A 17,993-nucleotide genomic window follows, 5' to 3' on the forward strand; every position below is an offset into this window, starting at 1 on the left:
TAATTAACCTACTGTTTAATTTTCAAAGTTCATTTTGTGTTTTTCGTTTTGCCCTTTTCTTAAGGACAAGTAATACTTTATCACCTTTTTAAAATCTCGTCAACACTTTTTTAAAATTTTTTATTTTTATTTTAGAAACTATTAATTCAACTTAATTATTTGTCATAAAAAATAATTTTAAATTTATTCACTTTTCAATAAATATTTTATATATTTAACATAAACTTATTATAAGTGTGATAAAATATTTTAAATAGATATGTATTGGACATAATTAGAATTATAATTATGAATTAAATATTTTATATTATATAAAAGGAGGGATTATATTGGGTACTTATATTAGGGAGCCCGTAAGTGGTTTTACTCATTTAGCTGGAGCTATACTTTCATTTATAGGACTATTAGCTTTAGTTATTAAAACAACAATGACTAGTCCTACCATATTAAATTTAACTGCGGTTATAATTTTTGGGATAAGCATGATCTTGTTATATTCAGCTTCTGCAACTTATCATTTGGTAGTATCCTCTGATAAAGTAATTAAATTTTTAAGAAAACTTGATCATTCAATGATTTTTATATTAATAGCGGGTTCATATACTCCATTCTGCCTAATAGCTTTAAATGGTAAACATGGCCTAGCATTATTTATAGTAATTTCAGGAATTGCTATTGCCGGAGTCTTATTTAAAATGCTTTGGTTTAATTGCCCTAGATGGCTTTCAACCTCTATTTATATAGGTATGGGTTGGATTTCTATATTTATAATAGGGCCTTTATCTAAGGTCATTTCACCTGAGGGAGTATTCTTTTTAGCATTAGGAGGAGTTTTTTATACAATAGGCGGAATAATTTATGGTCTTAAACCTAAATTCTTAAATTTTAAATATGTTAATTTCCATGATATTTTTCATATTTTCGTAATGTTAGGAAGCCTAACTCACTTCTATTGTGTTTTTAAATATGTAATATAAAAAAGAGAACAATTTATAAATTGTTCTCTTTTTTTGCCTAATTATTTTAGTTTATTAAAGTCCTCTATAGTTGGTTCAACTAATTTATTTTTATTCTTATAATGTCTAAATTTACTTAGTTCACTATATATCCTCACTCTTGCTAAGTTTATATCTCCTAAAGGTTTATGGTCTATAACACTATTCCCTGGAGAAAAACTTAAATTTTCACTTAAGTAATTTCTTTTCTTATTTATAAAATTCTGTTTAGGTATAGAAATTTCTCCAATTTTTATAAAAGGAGATTTATTTTCATTCCATTGTACTGATGCATCATTTATTGGCATATCTTTTTCATCATTTCTAATCTGAATTAAAAAATCAAATTTTGCTTCATGATTCATAAGGTGGCTTTGCATATTGTTAGTTAAATAATTGTATTCTAAGCGATTTGGCATCTCACTTTTATAAGTAGATTTTGGTACAACAGAAAATTTAACAACTTTATTCCCATATGCATATGGAGTAGTACTAAAATAACTAACATCTAATGGACTAGTCTGATTTTTTCTATATTTCATTAAGTCTTTTACTATATGTAATTTTTTCTTTTTTATTAATATACACATATAAGCTATAGGATTTTTCTTTTTAACCATATATTTTATAGAATCTCTAAAAAGGCTAAGTGTTCCTATAGGCATAGTAGGAATTGTTAACATTATAAAGTCATTAGTATTTTTTTCGTCATTTTTAAACCTCTTACCTTTAGCTCCTAAAACTTTTATTGACATACCTCTAATATCTTTACTCTTATCACTTTTAACTTTATTTCCTCCACTCGAAAACCTAATTAAACAATTATAGCTTATTCCTGGCTTTATTAAGCTTGTTCTTAATTCTTCATCTAAATTATTATCTACTTTGAAATTTGCCTTTATTAACCCTAAATTTTTAGGATGGGCACCTCTTTTAAACTTACCTCTTTTATAGTCTTTGTCTAACTTATCTTTTAGTATATAAATAATTTCATTTATCATTTTGTCTTTATCTTTAGAATTCAAATCAACACTCTCCATATTATAAATTAATGAATCTACTTATATCTTCTCCATATATATAAATATAAAAACAAAAGGTATGAATAAAATTTTATTCATACCTCTTAATTTAGATTAGTTTCTATCTATTTCATTACTCGCATTGCATTTAATACAGCTAATAAGGCTACTCCTACATCTGCAAATATAGCTTCCCACATTGTAGCCATACCACCTGCTCCTAAAATTAATACTATTATTTTTACTCCCAATGCAAAGAATATATTTTGCCATACTATTTTATTTGTTTTCTTAGCTATTTCAATTGCTTTTACAATATTACTTGGTTCATCTGTCATTAATACTACATCAGATGCTTCAATTGCTGCATCCGATCCCAATCCTCCCATTGCAATTCCTACATCTGCTCTAGCAAGAACTGGGGCATCATTTATTCCATCTCCAACAAAAGCAATTTTTTCTTTATCACTTCTTCCTATATATAGTTCTTCTAACTTTTCCACCTTATCAGTAGGAAGTAAATTAGAATAAACTTTATCTAAGTTCAGCTTAGATGCTATATCATTTGCTACAGCTTGGTTATCACCTGTTAACATAACAGTTTGTTTTATACCTGCATTTTTCAACCCTTGTATAGCTTCTTTTGAGTCTGATTTTATTTGATCAGATATTACAATATATCCTCTATATCTTTTATTAACAGCTATATATATAACCGTACCTATTTCCTTAGCTTTAGAGAAGAATATGTTTTGAGTCATCATTAATTTCTCATTACCTGCCAATATATGTTGTCCTTCATAATCTACCCTTATTCCATGAGCAGCTATTTCCTCATAGTTTTTAATTTTATCTAAATCAATATCACCATCATAGTGATTCATTATAGATTTTGCTATAGGGTGATTTGAGTTAACCTCCGCTATCGCAGCATATCTTAATAATTCATCTTCAGTTATTCCTACAGGTTTTACATAAGTTACATCAAATACACCTTTAGTAAGAGTACCTGTTTTATCAAACACAACTGTATCTACACTTCTTAACGCTTCTAAGTAGCTACTACCTTTGATAAGTATTCCTTGCTTAGATGCATGCCCTATTCCACTAAAGAAACTTAAAGGTATAGAAAGAACTAAAGCACAAGGGCAAGAAACCACTAGGAAAACTAATCCTCTATAAAACCAGTCACTAAACTGTGCTCCTGGTATTAATATAGGAGGAACTATAGCTATTAATAATGCTGAAATTACAACTATAGGCGTATAGTATTTAGAAAACTTAGTTATAAAGTTTTCAGTCTTAGATTTCTTACTACTAGCATTTTCAACTAAATCTAATATTTTTGAAACAGTTGATTCTTCAAATTCTTTATCTACCCTTATAGTTAATACTGCATTTTTATTTATAAACCCTGATAAAACTTCTTCTCCCGCTCCAACTTCTCTAAATAAAGATTCTCCTGTTAAAGCTGATGTGTCTACCATACTAAAACCATCTATTATAGTTCCATCTAAAGGCACTTTTTCTCCAGGTTTAACTACAATTGTATCCCCAACCTCTACATCATAAGGTGAAACTTCCTTAATTTCAGATCCTAATTTTAAATTTGCATAATCAGGTCTTATCTCCATAAGTTCGGCAATTGATTTTCTTGATTTCCCAACTGCTTTACCTTGTAAAAACTCTCCTATTTTATAAAATAGCATAACACCAACTGCTTCTGCTGATTCACCTATTGATAATGCCCCAATAGTAGCTATAGACATTAAGAAATTTTCATCAAATAGTTGACCTTTACCAATATTTTTAAATGCTTTTATTAATACATCTCCACCTACTACAATATACGCTACTATGAATACTATAGTATTTAAGTTTGACTCCATACCTATTGCAGATTCATATATTCCAAAAATATACACTAATGTTCCTATTAAAAGTTTAATTATATCTTTTTTTTCGTTATCTTTAGATTTAGAAGTATCTTGTTTTTCTGTTCTATCAATTTTATTACTTTTAAACTGTATATCTAATCCCGGTTCTGTATCATTAATTATCTTAATAACCTTATCTAAAGTTTCTTTTGAATTAACATTTGATTCTAAGTTAATTGTTAACACCTTGTTGATAAAATTTAAATTTGCACTTTTTACTTCTTCTAACTTATCCACTTTTTCACATATTACCTCTGCACAATGTGCACAATTTAATCCATTTAAAATTAATTCTTTTTTATTAGATTTCAATTTAATTTCTTTGACTTTTATATCTAGCCCTGGTTCTGTATCATTTACTATGTTTATAACTTTTTCTATAACTTCATCCTGATTAAATCCTGATATTATATTTAAACTTAATGTCTTATTTATAAAGTTTAAATTTGCACTTTCTACTTCTTCTAATTTATTAACTTTCTCATTTATAACCTCTGCACAATGTGCACAATTTAATCCATCTAGTATTATTTCTCTTTTTAAAAGAGCTGCTGTACTCATATTATCCCTTCCATTCATTTTAAAATTATTTATTGTAAATCTCTTGTATATGAGCTAACCCACAATTAAATATTTGACTTATATGACTATCATCTAATGAGTAATACACGGTTTTTCCTTCTTTTCTAAATTTAACTAATCTAGCTTGCTTTAATACTCTTAACTGGTGTGATATTGCCGAGTGCGTCATTCCTAATAAATCAGCTATATCACAAACACACATCTCACTTGAAAATAAAGCATATAAAATCTTTATTCTAGTTGTATCTCCAAATACTTTAAATAACTCCGCCAAGTCATATAACGTTTCATCTTCTGGCATTTTTTCTTTAGCTTTGTAAACTAACTCCTCATGCACTTCTTTACAAGTACAATCTTTTATGTCATCTATTTCATATCTCATTGAGATACCTCCTTAGTTTTATATATCCAAACATATGAATAATTGTTCATATATTATATTATAGATTTCTGTCCATGTTTTTGCAACAAATTTATAAATTTATTTTTTAATGCACATAATAAGTAGTTATTTATTATATATATATAATAAAGTGTTTTTAAATTTAAGATACGAAAAGTCTTTAACTTAGGAGGTCGAGTTTATGAATTTTGATAATTACATGAACCCTATGTTTTCTGATATGGATAATAAATATATATATCCTATGCCTTATGTTAACCCAATGATATATATGAACCCTTATATGATGAACTCTATGCCTTGCCAGAATAACAATCAAAAAAGTAATAATGATAATCAAAATGATACGCACCAAAATTCTTATCAAAATAATCCTACGATGTATATGAATCCTTATATGATGAATCCTATGATGGGCAATATAGACCCTAATATGATTATGCAAATGTACATGCAAATGATGCAAATGATGCAAATGTTTGGATGTGCTCCTAATGTTAATCCTATGATGGATAATATGATGATGCAAGAACCTACATCAAATAACTATCCAGATCCAATGAAAGGTATGCCTGGTATGCCTATGATGGGTTGCATGCCTATGATGGGTTGCATGCCTGGTATGCCTAATATAAACATAGAAGAATTCGATGAGGAAGAAATGTAATTTATAGTACGGGGATATTTAAAATATTTTTTATTTTTGTGTATAAACATTCTTATTTAAGTTCATAATATTAATGTATTCCTCATAATATTCCCCCAATATTATAAATACATGAAAAAAGCCATAGCTTAAGCTATGGCTTTTTCACTATTTATTAGACATAACATTTTTTACAATGTGAAGTATATCTGTAGCTATTTCTACATTAGACTTAACACTTTCCTTCGCAACTATAAAATCAGCTGTAGTGTCTGTTATAACCTCTGTTACATCTTTTATATTATCACTTATCTCATTAACATTATCTACTACACCTGGTAGCTTTGTTACAGTTGTAGTTATGTTACTTGAATTATCGTTAATTAGTTTTTTAATATTTTTTAAAAACTCGTTTAAGTTTTTTAGTACTAATATTAAGTACACTATTGCAACGCATCCTAATATCATTAATAATATACTCAATACATTTGGATCTATATACATAATTATAGACCTGCCTCTTCACTTGTTTGAGGTTCTTCTATAGCATTAACCTCTTCAGTTGTATCAATTAGTCCTTTATTAACTTTTTTGCTATCTAAGTACTCTCTTATTTTTTTCTTTGATTCTAAAAAGTTATCTTTTCCTAATGCTAACTTTTCATCAAGGTTACTTTTAGCTTCTTTAGTTTTCTCATTTATTGTATTTGCAACTTCTTTTGATTTTCCTTTTATATCTTCCCTAGTCTCTTTTCCTGATTTTGGAGCTAATAATATTCCACCTAATGCTCCTGCTGTTACACCAGCTGCTATTCCTGCACTAGCTATTTTCATTTTTTTGTTTCTTTCTGCTATTTTTTTAGCTTTTCTTTTTTGTTCTATTTTTTGTGCTAAGTTCATTTTATCTCCTCCAAATTATATTATATTTGTTATTTACCCAAATTCTTTAAATCTTAACATTATTTTACATTAAAATAATGCTAAAATCAAATTTAGTCAAGAAAATCATAAAAATCTTCTGACTCAGACTCTACAAATTCATATAATACATTTTGCTCAAAGAACATTTCTTCATCTATTTTTACATAATCATTAAAGTTACATTGCAAAAGTTTATTTATATATAATCTATCTTTTTCATTATAAGTCGCTACAAAAAGTTTATCATTCATTTGATAATATAATGCAGTTAAATCGTTATTTATAACATACACCTCTTCTTTTACATGATTATTATCAAAATTAAATCTTGTAAATAACGTTCCTAGATCTAAATCGCTTTTAAGTACAAATGGATTTAATTTATAAAATTTATCTACAAATTCATCTTTATCATTTATATCATAAATTGCTATATACTCAGATTTAGATATTTCATCAAAAACTTCAAAATCATATATACTTTCTTTATCCGCAAACATAAGCGAATTTATTCTATATTCATCATTTTCTTGATTTATATGAAATGCTAACTTACAAGTATAATATCCATCACTGTCTTCATATAAAACATCACATATATACATATTTTCATCTTTTTTAGTAACTTTATTTTTAAGTAATGCTCCATTTATATTTGTTATATGCATATTTGATATTTCTTCATTGTTTGAATAATATTTTAAACTGTCCTTATCCCAAGCTATAAATCTCATTGTCATATAATTTATAAACTCTATATCCGTTTCTATTTTTTTACATATTTTAGGATACAATTCAAATATGTTTGCACTTGGTTTGTAATCATCTATAAATTCTATATATTCACTAACTTCCCCTGGTAATTCTTTTTCCCAATATCTAGTTTTATTTCCGTAGTAGTTAACTATACTAAGAGCTTCATCTTTACTTAATTGTATTCTATCTGCTCCTAAACCACCCATTAATCGTTCCTGTTCTCTATTTAACTCTTCATATGAAGCATTCCTCAAACTAATATAATCTGCTATTCCTAAACCTTCTGCATCAATTAAATAATATTGATATAGTATATCATTATTATCTTCCCATCCTATTATAAGCCCCATACTTCCCATTAACCTTGAGTTCGTTATTTTTGCAAAGATGAAATTCATTTTTTAACACCCTTCCTTGATATTTTATGTAAATATATAATAACTTACATGTTTTCAATTTAATTAGTATATATTTAGAATATACCCATTTAGGAATTAATTTTAAATTATTTCTTATATTTTTACAACTCTATGCTAATTTTATAATATAATAGATAAAAGAAAAATCGTATTAATTGAGGTGATATAGTATGAAAAAAATTGCAGCATTTTTCGATATAGACGGTACTCTATATAGAGATTCATTAATGGTTGAACACTTCAAAAAACTTATAAGATATGAAATTATAGATGAAAAAGTATGGCTAGCTAATGCTAGAGACACTTTCGTTAACTGGGATAAACGCCAAGGAAATTATGATGACTATCTGTTTGAAGTATGTGATATTTATGTAGAGTCTTTAAAGGGATTAGACTTATGTTCTATACACTTTACTAGTAATCAAGTTATCAAGTTAAAATCTGATAGAGTTTATAAGTATACTCGTTCTCAAATTAAATGGCATTTAGACCAAGGCCATGTAGTAATATTTATATCTGGAAGTCCTGATTTTTTAGTTTCTAAAATGGCAGAAAAATATAATGCTACAGATTTCACAGGAAGTAAATATGTTTTTGAAGACGGTAAGTTTAATGGAGAAGTTATACCAATGTGGGATTCTGCTAGTAAAAATATAGCAATTAATGAATTTGTTAAAAAATATAACATCGATTTATCTAAGTCTTATGCTTATGGTGATACCAATGGTGATATAAATATGCTTAGAAGAGTTGGAAATCCTATTGCTATAAATCCAACAAAAGAATTACTTAACCAAATAAATAGTGATGAAGATATAAAAGATATATCAAAAATAATCATAGAAAGAAAAGATTTAGTTTATCAACTACCATCAAATGTAGATGTTTTAGACGTATAATTTTTTAGGAGGTATGTATGAATTTAACAAAAGATACAGAATTTATAAAAAGATTAAACCTAGATGTAGAAGCGTTAAGCAAATCTTTATATCTAGAAAATCCAGACCTATGGTTTGATTTTTTAGAAAAATCTTCGGATAAAAATTTTGATGAAATGTCTTTATTCTTCGCAGCTAAACATAATCTTGTATCTATAATAAAATATGCTGTGGAGGTAAATAATTTCGATTTAAACTCTGAGTCTAAAAACAAGGCTTTTCCTTCTGTAAAAAATCATATTTTAAACGCAGCTATTTCAGAGAATTCATCGGATGTTTTGAATTACTTATCTAGCAATACAAATGAATCTATATATTCAAGTGATAACAAAGAAAGTAATTCCAATCATTCTAATTCTATAGATTATACAGGGCCTTTATTTAATTGCCCTCACTGTAATGTAAATATATTTGAATTTGGTTATAATGTATTAATCTCTTCAACTTGTACTTATTCTTCTAAAGATTTTAAAATAATAAGATCTAATCCAAAAGAATTAGATAAAGTTGTTTGTACTAATTGTAATAGAGAAATTGATACTATTACCCCTACAGCTTTAGAAAGAATCACCAATATAGAAAATTGTGTAACTTGTGGAGTTCATCTTCCAACATCAGGTATATTAAAAGAAACAAGCGTAACCTTCGATAAAGAAGACAATATTTTTAAAGATAACAAAACAATTTATTGTTGTAAATCATGTAGAAAACCACTAGAAAACGATCAATTGCAACATTTTAATTTAATATAAACAATAATTTCCCCGGAAATTTTACAAAAAATGAGCTATAAAAAATTTATAGCTCATTTCTATTTAAATTTAATCATTTTTCTTAATTTAGCTTCATAATATTCGATAAAAAGAGTATATATATAATCATAAACTAAAAAAGCAACTTGAAACACTAATATTGTATATATGTTTATAGGTATAAACACGATTGCTTTTAAAATAAAATATACAACCAATATCACTCCATTAGCAAAACATAGTTTCAGTCCTAAATCTATATAAAAAGGTCTATCCCTTTCTATCAAGTATTTAACTAACCCATATACCCCGAATGTAAATACATATAATATCCACTGAGCTTTGTTAGCCAATACTATAAAGCTTAATATAGATGACGCTATATAAAATACAAATCCCAATTTAATTCCATACTCTAGTATTACAATAGATATTAAAAGTGATGCTATTCCCATAAGAAACAATGTATTCATAGGTATAATATTTACTAATAATAAAATTATTATATTTAGAGCTAATAATATACCTGTATACGCTATTTTTTTATTCATATCATCATCCTTAACAACATTCTATAAAGTCACCACCAAAGCATTCACATATACTATCTAAGCACCATAATTTTGTACATGTATCACAGAAGTCATCTCCACAACAGCAAAGATCATCGCAGCAACAACAGCAACAGCATCCATCTAAGTCACTTCTTCTTCTCCTATTATATCTCCTAGCTCTTCTGTCATAATCATCGTAGTTATTATGATATTTTTTTATAGCTTCTTCATATTCCTTATTATCTGGATTTAGTACATTCGCTTTTCTTAAGTAAGCTTCTGCTTGTTCATAGTATCCTATATTTGATGAAGCTATTCCCATCATATAAAACCATTTAGCACTACTTTTGTCAGCTAAAGAGTTTAATACATTATATGCCTGTTTAAATTCTTTGTTTTCCATAAGACTTTGTGCTAAATTTATACCTTCATTGTAAGTCAAATCACTATACATTTGTTTCACACCCTTCATTCAATATATTTTTATATCTAAGATAAACTCCTGAATATATTATATTTTCAATTATACCTATATTTAACTTTATATGTAGATTGTCTATTGCTTGTGCTAAATATCCTAAGCTTATAGATATTAGTTTATCTACCCTTTTACTTAATACATCTTTTTTATCTTTATATTCAATAAATGGATTATACCTTCCTTTTTTGACATCTTTATCTAAATCCTCATAGGCATCTAATACATATATATATTTCCCTATATTAAAACCTACAGTTCTTAAATTATATTCATGCTCATCATTTTTATATGCAAAAATTTCTCCCATTAAATTCCCAAAGGTATTAGACACCTCATCGATATTAGTGCTATTCTCAGATTCTAACCTTTGTAATTCCTCTAATTGTTTCTTTATATAATTAGCTTTTTCTGGGTACTTTTCATAAGCTTTTTTTAGCTTTCCTTTATATATATTATATGCAAATATGTCTTTTATTCCTTTATCATCATTTAAATTATCTTCTAATTTATAATATGTTAACAGTACATTCATACTAGCTGCATACTCAGTTATTTCATTTATTATTCTTGATTTTTTCTTTATTGGATTAGCTATACACACTTCTTGAGTAACAGTAGATTTTGGCCTATACACCGAAGTTAAAAGCAATATTAAAAATGTTATATCATAATTTAATGATAATCTTGATATTTCTCCATGATTTTGCTTTAAATATTTACATAATCCACAATAATATCCTTTATAAGTATCAAATTCTCTAAAGGTTAAATCCATCTTATTTATTCTAACGTATCCAAACATATTTATCCTTTCTAAATATAAATGTATTATGTTTTTTCTTTATATGATATACATTTTTTTCTATTATATCAATCATTATATACCCTTAATTTCAATTATTTCTTGTATCTATTTTAATTATTATTATATTTTATAAATATATACTTATATTATTTCAAATTTGCATATAAAAAAGCTATAGAAGCTTAACTCACACTCCTATAGCTTTTTGAAATCTATTATTTAACTAAATTCTCTGCTAACTTTCCTAGGAAGTCTTGTACATTAGTAACCATTGTTATAACTTCTAAGCTTCCTCTATCTCTTAATTTATTAACTGCAAACTCTGATATATCTATAGTGTAGAAGTTTACAGGTCTAACTTTTCCATCCACAACTCTATATGAAGGAGTCATGTTTCCTACAGCTATTGTATGTAATTGAGTAGCTAAACAAATTACTGTAGTAGCTTTTTTAACATGATTTCTCATAGCATCTTGAGCTTGATAAACATCTCCATAAACTATTGGAAGTGGTCCGTCATCTCTTATAGACCCTCCAAGAACTATAGGTACATTATTTTTCACACAAGCATGTATTATTCCATCTTGTATATTTTCATTTTCTATAAGCTTTTCTATAGAACCTGCTCTTCTAGCTTTATTTAATAAATCTAGGTGATGATAATGTCCATCTTTTATAGATTCTTGAGTATATACATGTTGGCCTAATGCAGTTCCAAATACTCCTGCTTCTAAGTCATGTGTTGCTACTGCATTTCCACCTAAAAATGCATCAACATATCCATTATCAATTAAAGCTGCCATAGAATCTCTTGCACCTTTAGCAAATACTGCTGCTGGTCCTAAAACCCAAACTATGTATCCATTTTCTTTCTCATATTCTAATAATTCATATAAGTTTTCATAATCTCTTGTGTATGATGTTTCTCTTGATCTTCCTGATCTAAACGCAAAAACATCCCCTTTAGCTTCTTCTTCACTTTGGAAACCATTTGGGTATAAATATATTCCATCAGTTGCATTTTCAGTTCTTCCTACAACTACTTTATCTCCTACTTTAAGTCTTCTAAACTCTACAACTTCAATTTTATCTTCATCAGTTATTACAGGTACACAGTCCATTCTAGTTTCTTCTGCTAATACCCATTTTCCATTCACTTTGAAGTATTCTGGATATATAGACATTGCATGATAATTGTCTGGAGCAACGCCATCTTTCTCAACAACTCCATAATTTGCATCTGGAGCATTAACAAATATTTCTTGTGTAAAGTCTGGTTCCCTGTACTCTCTTAATTTAAAAGTCATCTCTAAAACCCTCCATAATAAAATAATTTATCCTTAATTTAACCTCTTTGATATAATTATATCACTATTTCGTGGAATTTTGCTATGGATAACTCTGTTTTAATGAAAACGTTAACGTATTTTCGTTATATTCACCTTGATTAGATTTTTCCAATTCTTCTAATATTACTCCTATAACATCTTTATTTAAAAATAAATTACCATTTAAATTTTCTATTTTTAATTTTCTATTCTTATATTTTTCTTTTATATGTTTTGTTAGTTTATCATCAACTATTATATTATAATTTTTATCAAGATATACTTTAAATAGCCATGTCATTGCGTTACTACTCATACTTGTAACCACATAATCTAGCAGTAAATATATTTCACCATCTTTTTCTATCCTCATAAAATCCGGTGTATTTTCTATTAATTTCTCTATATATTTATCAAACTTACTCAAATTAAACCCTCCTATATATTTATAAGTATTTTAAAACACTTATTATCCTTTGTTTAATCTATTTCTATAAACTCTAGTTTTGACTTCTCTTTACCTAAGTCACATATTTCTAATTTCGCCATAGTTATAGGCAAATTAAATCTTTTAGGACCTACTGACCCTGGATTTATATACCACATATTATCCTTTTTAAAAGAATCTTTCTTGTGCGAATGTCCAAATATAACTATATCAATATCTAAATCAACTAAATCCTCTTTAATAGTTTTTATATCATGGATTAAATAAAATTTAATACCTTTGATATCTATAACTACACTTTCTTTAGTATCCTTAAAATCTATATTTTTATCACAATTACCTTTTACACAAAAAGTATGTCCTATACCCTCTAGTTTATCTATAATTTCTATTTTGCCAATATCTCCTGCATGCAATATTATATTACAATCATTTAAATTTTCTTTTACTTTTTCTCTTAATAATCCATGAGTATCTGAAATTATTCCTATTTTCATACGATTCTCCTTATTATATAAAATTATAGGGGCAATCTCAAAATATTGAGGAGCCCCTATTTTTTACTCTTTGAAATCATATATTAAGTTCAATAAATCTAAGAATATATTAATAAAATCTAAATATAAATTAAAAACATGTATAGATAGGTCTTTACTATCATTTATATTTCCATTTTCAATATCATATTTCACTAAGCTTACATCGTATAATATATACCCACTAAATATAATTATAGATAATATAGAAACTGCCATGTTAAAAATTCCATATCCCATAAAGAAACCTATTATAGTAAGAATTATTAATGCTATCAAGCCTGTAAATAAAACATTTCCTAATCTTAGGTACTTATCACTAGTTTCTTTTTTAGCTATCATAGATAGTACAAAAAATATTAACGCTGTAACTAATAATACATTTATTACTACTTGATTTCCTAAACTGCCTACATACATCTCAAGTATTGGGTACATTAGAATTCCATCTATGAAAGTAAATAGATATACCCAATTCATACTAAATCTAGCTGGAATAATACCTTTTCTAGATACTAAACATAATATTAGAAGACCTATTATAAATATAAATACTATAAAATTAGCTGCTATAGCTATACTTTCAGGTATAAACATCATCCCAAATCCATATCCTACGAAACAAAATAGTATTGATATTGCTAAGTATTTAAATACCGATGACATAGGATTTACCATTGCTTTACTCATTTTAATTCACTTCCTCTTGATATTTGTAAAACCATTATAACCTTTTTATACCCAGTTTTAGTTAATTTATGGTTACAAATTTCAAGTTACTTAAGTAAATCTAAATATTTACCATATCCTTCTTCTTCTATTTTATCTTTAGGTATAAATCTAAGTGCTGCGGAATTTATACAATATCTTAATCCTCCAAATGCTTTTGGCCCATCATCAAATACATGCCCTAAATGAGAATTTGCATTTGTACTTCTAACTTCAGTCCTATACATTCCATTAGAAAAGTCACTTTTTTCTCTTACAACATTTTCATTTACTGGTTTAGTAAAACTCGGCCATCCACACCCTGAATCAAATTTATCTTTTGAAGTAAACAATACTTCTCCACTTACTATGTCTACATATATACCTTCTTCTTTATTATCCCAATATTCATTATTAAAAGCTGGTTCTGTTTTATCATTCTGCGTTACTTCAAATTGAATAGTTGTAAGTTTATTTCTAAGAGACTCTCTATCTTTATTATTTTTATCCCAATGAGTTTTTATGAAATCATATCTTCCTGATCCTTTATAATACATTTCATAATGCATAGGATCTTTTTTGTAATAATCTTGATGATATTCCTCTGCCGCATAAAAAACTTCCGCTGGTAAAATTTTAGTCACTATAGGTTTATAAAATAATTTTCTGTTCTCAAGTTCTTGCTTTGATTTTATTGCTATCTCTTTTTGTTTTTCATCATGATAAAAAATAGCTGTATTGTATCTTGTTCCTCTATCATTAAATTGACCCCCTTCATCAGTTGGATCTATTTGCTTCCAAAATATATCTAATATTTCTTCATAACTTACTAGTTCATCATTATATGTCAATTGAATAGCTTCTACATGTCCTGTAGTTTCTGAACAAACCTCCTCATATGTAGGATTTGCTTTCATTCCACCTGTATATCCCGCTACTATTTTTTCTATGCCTTCATATTTGCTAAAAGGTTTAAACATGCACCAAAAACATCCACCTGCAAAAGTTGCTAATTTTTTCATATATATTCCCTCCTAAATAACCCAAATAATTTAATATAATCTTTATTTATTCCCTATTTTATTAAGCTATAATCGTATATATTCTAAATAAATTTCTTATTACCTTTTAAATTTAGTACTTTTTTATTTGTCTTTTACATTTTTGTTTTTATTGACAAACAATAAATATTTATTTATTATTAGTGTAATAACTAATTGAAAATGAGGTAAATACAATGAAAAACAATTTAACTTCTAAAGTTTTAAATATAACTGTGTTGTTAGGGATAATAATTACATGTATACTTCTCTTAGGAACTCCATTAATATTGTCTGCTTTCTTTAAAAGTAGATATTCTATACTAGATAACAATTTAGTAATTAATACATCTATATGTATATATATTTGTGCAGTTCCATATTTAATAGCATTAGTTAATTTAAAAAAACTATGTGGATTGATAGCTAAAAGCAATCCCTTTTCTGATAAAATAGTTATATCTTTAAAGTATATTTCCATATGTGCATTTAGCGAAATTTTTATTTTTATAGGGTGTGTATGGTATCTGAAAAATTTTATAGATTTCTTTAGATACACATTGTGGATAGGTCCTTTTTTTGCTCTTTCATTTGTAGCTATAACTATAGGATTGCTTGGTTTAGTAGCATCTGAACTATTTAAACTATTTATTGATATAAAAGATGAAAATGATAAGACAATATAGAAAGGAATTTTATTATGCCAATTATCGTTAATTTAGATGTCATGATGGCAAAAAGAAAAATGAGTTCAACTGAACTTTCTGAAAAACTAGGAATTACTATGGCTAACTTATCTATTTTAAAAAATAATAAAGCTAAAGCTGTTAGATTTACTACCCTAGATGCTTTGTGTCGTATACTAGATTGTCAACCCGGTGATATATTAGAATATGTTGAAGATAATGATCCTAGATTAAAATAAGTTAATACCAAATACAAACCACTATAACCTTAAAATGTTAAGTGGTTTTCTATTATAAATATATAGTTTGTAAGTCTCAAAATGTGGTATTATATAATAACGTATAAACTTATTTAACCCTATTTTTGGAGGTGTTATTTTGAACGATAAATATATTATATATTTTATTAGCCGTACTAAAGCTAATATGATTAAATTTATAGAAAATAGGTTAAAAAGTAATGAGTTAAATGACTTAATACCTACTCATGGAAATATACTTACTGCACTTTATGAAAGTGATGGTAGGTTAACTATGAAAGAAATTGCTAAAAAAATTGGTAAAGATAAATCTACAGTTACTGCATTAGTTAATAAGCTAATTAGCTTAGGTTATATAAAAAAAGATAAATGCGATATAGATAAACGAGTTACTTATATTAGTCTCACAGATAAAGCTATTGATATAAAAGATAAGTTTGATTTTATATCATCTCAAGTTAAAGAGACCGCTTATAAAGATTTTACTGAGGAAGAAAAAAAAGAATTTTTAAGGTTGTTAAGAAAGCTAAGCAAAAACTTTAAAGATGCAAATGATAATTTTAAATAAGAGGCTGTCTCAAAATAGACATCCTCTTATTTGTTTTTAATAATAAAATTTTGTAAAGCTCCTATCATTCCACTATTATTTTGATTTTTTGCAAATTTTATTTTTGTATGTTGAAGTATATTGCTTACTACATTGTTTTCTAAATGTTTTTTTAATATAGGGTTTATATATTCTTCTTGTTCCATGATACCCCCACCTAAAATTATAACTTCTGGATTTATTATGTATATTATATTAGCTATGCCTATAGCTAAGTTTTCTATCATTTCATCTATAGCTTTAATACATTCTTCGTCTTTAAATTTAGCTAGTTCAAATATTTCTTCACCAGTTATTTTATAGCCTTTTATTTTAGATACTCTATCTACTAACGAACTAGTTGTTGCCAATTTGCTGAATCTAGAATTCCTTATGTGCATATATCCTAACTCTCCAGCACTATTACTAAACCCATTAATTATTTTATTATTTATGATAATACATCCCCCGATTCCAGTTCCAACCGTTATACATATACTTGATGATGTTCCCTTTGCTTCTCCTACATAATTTTCAGCTATTCCAACACAGTTTACATCATTTTCAACTTCACACTTTATATTAAACCCTTTTTCTATCTCTGACTTAAGTTCTAATCCAGAATAATTAGGTATTAAAGTCGCAGATATTATCTTTCCTGCTTTACTGTCTACTATTCCTGCACTAGAAATACATATCCCACTTATTTCATATTCTATTTTATAGTTATTTATTATATGTTTAATATTATCTAATATGTTTATACCTTTTTTTATAGTAGAAGTCTTATTTTTTGTTATTATTTTATAATCCTCAGTAATTACACTATGCTTTATATATGTTCCCCCTATATCTAAACACACATACTTATTCATTCTAATCCTATCCCCCTAACTTAGTTTTTTAAAATATTTTTTCTTATATACAGCTAAACTAATACTTTATTGATAATTTTAAGTTATTATAATTATATTTTTCTCTATAACTTTTTATATCTAATTTAATTTTAATCATACACCTTCTGTATTCAAATTTTTTCATACTACTTACAAACTTAATATATACAATTTTATTTAATAAAATCACTTTAAATTCACAAAAAGCAAAGTATGTATTTTATATAAAATACATACTTTGCTTTTACTTAAATAGATACTTATACTTTTATACAAATTTTTTATATAAATTTAT

At 26.6% G+C, this 17,993-nt stretch carries 22 protein-coding genes; 7 read left to right on the forward strand and 15 right to left on the reverse strand.

The window, feature by feature from the left end; genetic code table 11:
* The first annotated feature begins 329 nt into the window (after positions 1–329).
* Positions 330–977 carry a PAQR family membrane homeostasis protein TrhA gene (gene trhA, locus ACEXNK_RS14365; protein WP_373599962.1) on the forward strand — a complete coding sequence of 216 codons (648 nt, stop codon included), beginning with the start codon at positions 330–332 and terminating at the stop codon, positions 975–977.
* 41 nt (positions 978–1,018) lie between these two features.
* On the opposite strand, the gene ACEXNK_RS14370 is transcribed toward trhA, so the two are convergent.
* From ACEXNK_RS14370 to ACEXNK_RS14380, 3 genes are all read right to left on the reverse strand, one after another.
* A complete protein-coding gene (locus tag ACEXNK_RS14370; protein ID WP_373601609.1) occupies positions 1,019–2,020 on the reverse strand; it encodes a hypothetical protein in 1,002 nt (333 codons plus the stop codon).
* Between the two features lie 122 nt (positions 2,021–2,142).
* Positions 2,143–4,515, reverse strand: coding sequence for a heavy metal translocating P-type ATPase (locus ACEXNK_RS14375; RefSeq protein WP_373599960.1), 2,373 nt, complete (start codon positions 4,513–4,515; stop codon positions 2,143–2,145).
* A 25-nt stretch (positions 4,516–4,540) separates the two neighbouring features.
* Positions 4,541–4,918: an ArsR/SmtB family transcription factor gene (locus ACEXNK_RS14380; RefSeq protein ID WP_373599959.1), complete on the reverse strand. Its 378-nt coding sequence runs from the start codon at positions 4,916–4,918 to the stop codon at positions 4,541–4,543.
* Positions 4,919–5,120: 202 nt separating this feature from the next.
* Between ACEXNK_RS14380 and ACEXNK_RS14385 the strand changes: the two genes are divergently transcribed.
* Entirely contained in the window at positions 5,121–5,606 is a 486-nt protein-coding gene (locus tag ACEXNK_RS14385) for a hypothetical protein (protein ID WP_373599958.1), read from the forward strand.
* A gap of 147 nt (positions 5,607–5,753) precedes the next feature.
* On the opposite strand, the gene ACEXNK_RS14390 is transcribed toward ACEXNK_RS14385, so the two are convergent.
* The 3 genes from ACEXNK_RS14390 to ACEXNK_RS14400 all read right to left on the reverse strand — a co-directional run bounded on the left by ACEXNK_RS14390 (position 5,754) and on the right by ACEXNK_RS14400 (position 7,659).
* Positions 5,754–6,089: a hypothetical protein gene (locus ACEXNK_RS14390; protein ID WP_373599957.1), complete on the reverse strand. Its 336-nt coding sequence runs from the start codon at positions 6,087–6,089 to the stop codon at positions 5,754–5,756.
* Positions 6,090–6,091: 2 nt separating this feature from the next.
* Positions 6,092–6,484, reverse strand: a complete 393-nt coding sequence (locus ACEXNK_RS14395; protein ID WP_373599956.1) for a YtxH domain-containing protein — start codon at positions 6,482–6,484, stop codon at positions 6,092–6,094.
* A gap of 92 nt (positions 6,485–6,576) precedes the next feature.
* Positions 6,577–7,659 (reverse strand): hypothetical protein, encoded by a 1,083-nt coding sequence (locus tag ACEXNK_RS14400; protein ID WP_373599955.1) that lies wholly within the window; start codon positions 7,657–7,659, stop codon positions 6,577–6,579.
* Positions 7,660–7,850: 191 nt separating this feature from the next.
* Between ACEXNK_RS14400 and ACEXNK_RS14405 the strand changes: the two genes are divergently transcribed.
* A complete protein-coding gene (locus ACEXNK_RS14405; protein ID WP_373599954.1) occupies positions 7,851–8,579 on the forward strand; it encodes an HAD family hydrolase in 729 nt (242 codons plus the stop codon).
* A gap of 17 nt (positions 8,580–8,596) precedes the next feature.
* The gene (locus tag ACEXNK_RS14410) at positions 8,597–9,370 is read left to right on the forward strand and encodes a hypothetical protein (protein ID WP_373599953.1); all 774 of its coding nucleotides are present in this window, start codon (positions 8,597–8,599) and stop codon (positions 9,368–9,370) included.
* A 59-nt stretch (positions 9,371–9,429) separates the two neighbouring features.
* Here ACEXNK_RS14410 and ACEXNK_RS14415 read toward each other — a convergent pair whose 3' ends face one another.
* The 8 genes from ACEXNK_RS14415 to msrB all read right to left on the reverse strand — a co-directional run bounded on the left by ACEXNK_RS14415 (position 9,430) and on the right by msrB (position 15,252).
* Positions 9,430–9,921 (reverse strand): hypothetical protein, encoded by a 492-nt coding sequence (locus ACEXNK_RS14415; RefSeq protein ID WP_373599952.1) that lies wholly within the window; start codon positions 9,919–9,921, stop codon positions 9,430–9,432.
* A gap of 10 nt (positions 9,922–9,931) precedes the next feature.
* Complete coding sequence (locus ACEXNK_RS14420) at positions 9,932–10,378, reverse strand: tetratricopeptide repeat protein (protein WP_373599951.1); 447 nt, start codon at positions 10,376–10,378, stop codon at positions 9,932–9,934.
* Positions 10,371–11,207 carry a DUF5685 family protein gene (locus ACEXNK_RS14425; RefSeq protein WP_373599950.1) on the reverse strand — a complete coding sequence of 279 codons (837 nt, stop codon included), beginning with the start codon at positions 11,205–11,207 and terminating at the stop codon, positions 10,371–10,373. The genes ACEXNK_RS14420 and ACEXNK_RS14425 overlap by 8 nt, the downstream gene beginning before the upstream one ends.
* A 218-nt stretch (positions 11,208–11,425) precedes the next feature.
* Complete coding sequence (locus tag ACEXNK_RS14430; protein ID WP_373599949.1) at positions 11,426–12,517, reverse strand: ornithine cyclodeaminase family domain; 1,092 nt, start codon at positions 12,515–12,517, stop codon at positions 11,426–11,428.
* An 82-nt stretch (positions 12,518–12,599) separates the two neighbouring features.
* Complete coding sequence (locus ACEXNK_RS14435; RefSeq protein WP_373599948.1) at positions 12,600–12,965, reverse strand: hypothetical protein; 366 nt, start codon at positions 12,963–12,965, stop codon at positions 12,600–12,602.
* 53 nt (positions 12,966–13,018) lie between these two features.
* Positions 13,019–13,483, reverse strand: coding sequence for a metallophosphoesterase family protein (locus ACEXNK_RS14440; protein ID WP_373599947.1), 465 nt, complete (start codon positions 13,481–13,483; stop codon positions 13,019–13,021).
* A gap of 63 nt (positions 13,484–13,546) precedes the next feature.
* Positions 13,547–14,212, reverse strand: coding sequence for a Bax inhibitor-1/YccA family protein (locus ACEXNK_RS14445; RefSeq protein WP_373599946.1), 666 nt, complete (start codon positions 14,210–14,212; stop codon positions 13,547–13,549).
* 86 nt (positions 14,213–14,298) lie between these two features.
* Entirely contained in the window at positions 14,299–15,252 is a 954-nt protein-coding gene (gene msrB / locus ACEXNK_RS14450) for a peptide-methionine (R)-S-oxide reductase MsrB (protein WP_373599945.1), read from the reverse strand.
* A 215-nt stretch (positions 15,253–15,467) separates the two neighbouring features.
* Between msrB and ACEXNK_RS14455 the strand changes: the two genes are divergently transcribed.
* From ACEXNK_RS14455 to ACEXNK_RS14465, 3 genes are all read left to right on the forward strand, one after another.
* Positions 15,468–15,956, forward strand: a complete 489-nt coding sequence (locus ACEXNK_RS14455) for a DUF2975 domain-containing protein (RefSeq protein ID WP_373599944.1) — start codon at positions 15,468–15,470, stop codon at positions 15,954–15,956.
* Between the two features lie 14 nt (positions 15,957–15,970).
* On the forward strand, positions 15,971–16,195 hold the full coding sequence (locus ACEXNK_RS14460) for a helix-turn-helix domain-containing protein (RefSeq protein WP_373599943.1): 225 nt from the start codon (positions 15,971–15,973) through the stop codon (positions 16,193–16,195).
* 139 nt (positions 16,196–16,334) lie between these two features.
* Positions 16,335–16,784: a MarR family winged helix-turn-helix transcriptional regulator gene (locus ACEXNK_RS14465; protein ID WP_373599942.1), complete on the forward strand. Its 450-nt coding sequence runs from the start codon at positions 16,335–16,337 to the stop codon at positions 16,782–16,784.
* A 26-nt stretch (positions 16,785–16,810) separates the two neighbouring features.
* On the opposite strand, the gene ACEXNK_RS14470 is transcribed toward ACEXNK_RS14465, so the two are convergent.
* The gene (locus ACEXNK_RS14470) at positions 16,811–17,677 is read right to left on the reverse strand and encodes an ROK family protein (protein WP_373599941.1); all 867 of its coding nucleotides are present in this window, start codon (positions 17,675–17,677) and stop codon (positions 16,811–16,813) included.
* Between the last annotated feature and the right edge of the window lie 316 nt (positions 17,678–17,993).

The sequence above is a fragment of the Paraclostridium bifermentans genome (genome assembly GCF_964259345.1).
GTDB lineage: Bacteria > Bacillota > Clostridia > Peptostreptococcales > Peptostreptococcaceae > Paraclostridium > Paraclostridium bifermentans_B.

Coding starts and splice junctions, on each gene's coding strand:
- ACEXNK_RS14375 (WP_373599960.1), bottom strand. CDS start 4,515: ATGAGTACAGCAGCTCTTTTAAAAAGAGAAATAATACTAGATGGATTA.
- ACEXNK_RS14380 (WP_373599959.1), bottom strand. CDS start 4,918: ATGAGATATGAAATAGATGACATAAAAGATTGTACTTGTAAAGAAGTG.
- ACEXNK_RS14385 (WP_373599958.1), top strand. CDS start 5,121: ATGAATTTTGATAATTACATGAACCCTATGTTTTCTGATATGGATAAT.
- ACEXNK_RS14390 (WP_373599957.1), bottom strand. CDS start 6,089: ATGTATATAGATCCAAATGTATTGAGTATATTATTAATGATATTAGGA.
- ACEXNK_RS14395 (WP_373599956.1), bottom strand. CDS start 6,484: ATGAACTTAGCACAAAAAATAGAACAAAAAAGAAAAGCTAAAAAAATA.
- ACEXNK_RS14400 (WP_373599955.1), bottom strand. CDS start 7,659: ATGAATTTCATCTTTGCAAAAATAACGAACTCAAGGTTAATGGGAAGT.
- ACEXNK_RS14405 (WP_373599954.1), top strand. CDS start 7,851: ATGAAAAAAATTGCAGCATTTTTCGATATAGACGGTACTCTATATAGA.
- ACEXNK_RS14410 (WP_373599953.1), top strand. CDS start 8,597: ATGAATTTAACAAAAGATACAGAATTTATAAAAAGATTAAACCTAGAT.
- ACEXNK_RS14415 (WP_373599952.1), bottom strand. CDS start 9,921: ATGAATAAAAAAATAGCGTATACAGGTATATTATTAGCTCTAAATATA.
- ACEXNK_RS14420 (WP_373599951.1), bottom strand. CDS start 10,378: ATGTATAGTGATTTGACTTACAATGAAGGTATAAATTTAGCACAAAGT.
- ACEXNK_RS14425 (WP_373599950.1), bottom strand. CDS start 11,207: ATGTTTGGATACGTTAGAATAAATAAGATGGATTTAACCTTTAGAGAA.
- ACEXNK_RS14430 (WP_373599949.1), bottom strand. CDS start 12,517: ATGACTTTTAAATTAAGAGAGTACAGGGAACCAGACTTTACACAAGAA.
- ACEXNK_RS14440 (WP_373599947.1), bottom strand. CDS start 13,483: ATGAAAATAGGAATAATTTCAGATACTCATGGATTATTAAGAGAAAAA.
- ACEXNK_RS14445 (WP_373599946.1), bottom strand. CDS start 14,212: ATGAGTAAAGCAATGGTAAATCCTATGTCATCGGTATTTAAATACTTA.
- msrB (WP_373599945.1), bottom strand. CDS start 15,252: ATGAAAAAATTAGCAACTTTTGCAGGTGGATGTTTTTGGTGCATGTTT.
- ACEXNK_RS14455 (WP_373599944.1), top strand. CDS start 15,468: ATGAAAAACAATTTAACTTCTAAAGTTTTAAATATAACTGTGTTGTTA.
- ACEXNK_RS14460 (WP_373599943.1), top strand. CDS start 15,971: ATGCCAATTATCGTTAATTTAGATGTCATGATGGCAAAAAGAAAAATG.
- ACEXNK_RS14470 (WP_373599941.1), bottom strand. CDS start 17,677: ATGAATAAGTATGTGTGTTTAGATATAGGGGGAACATATATAAAGCAT.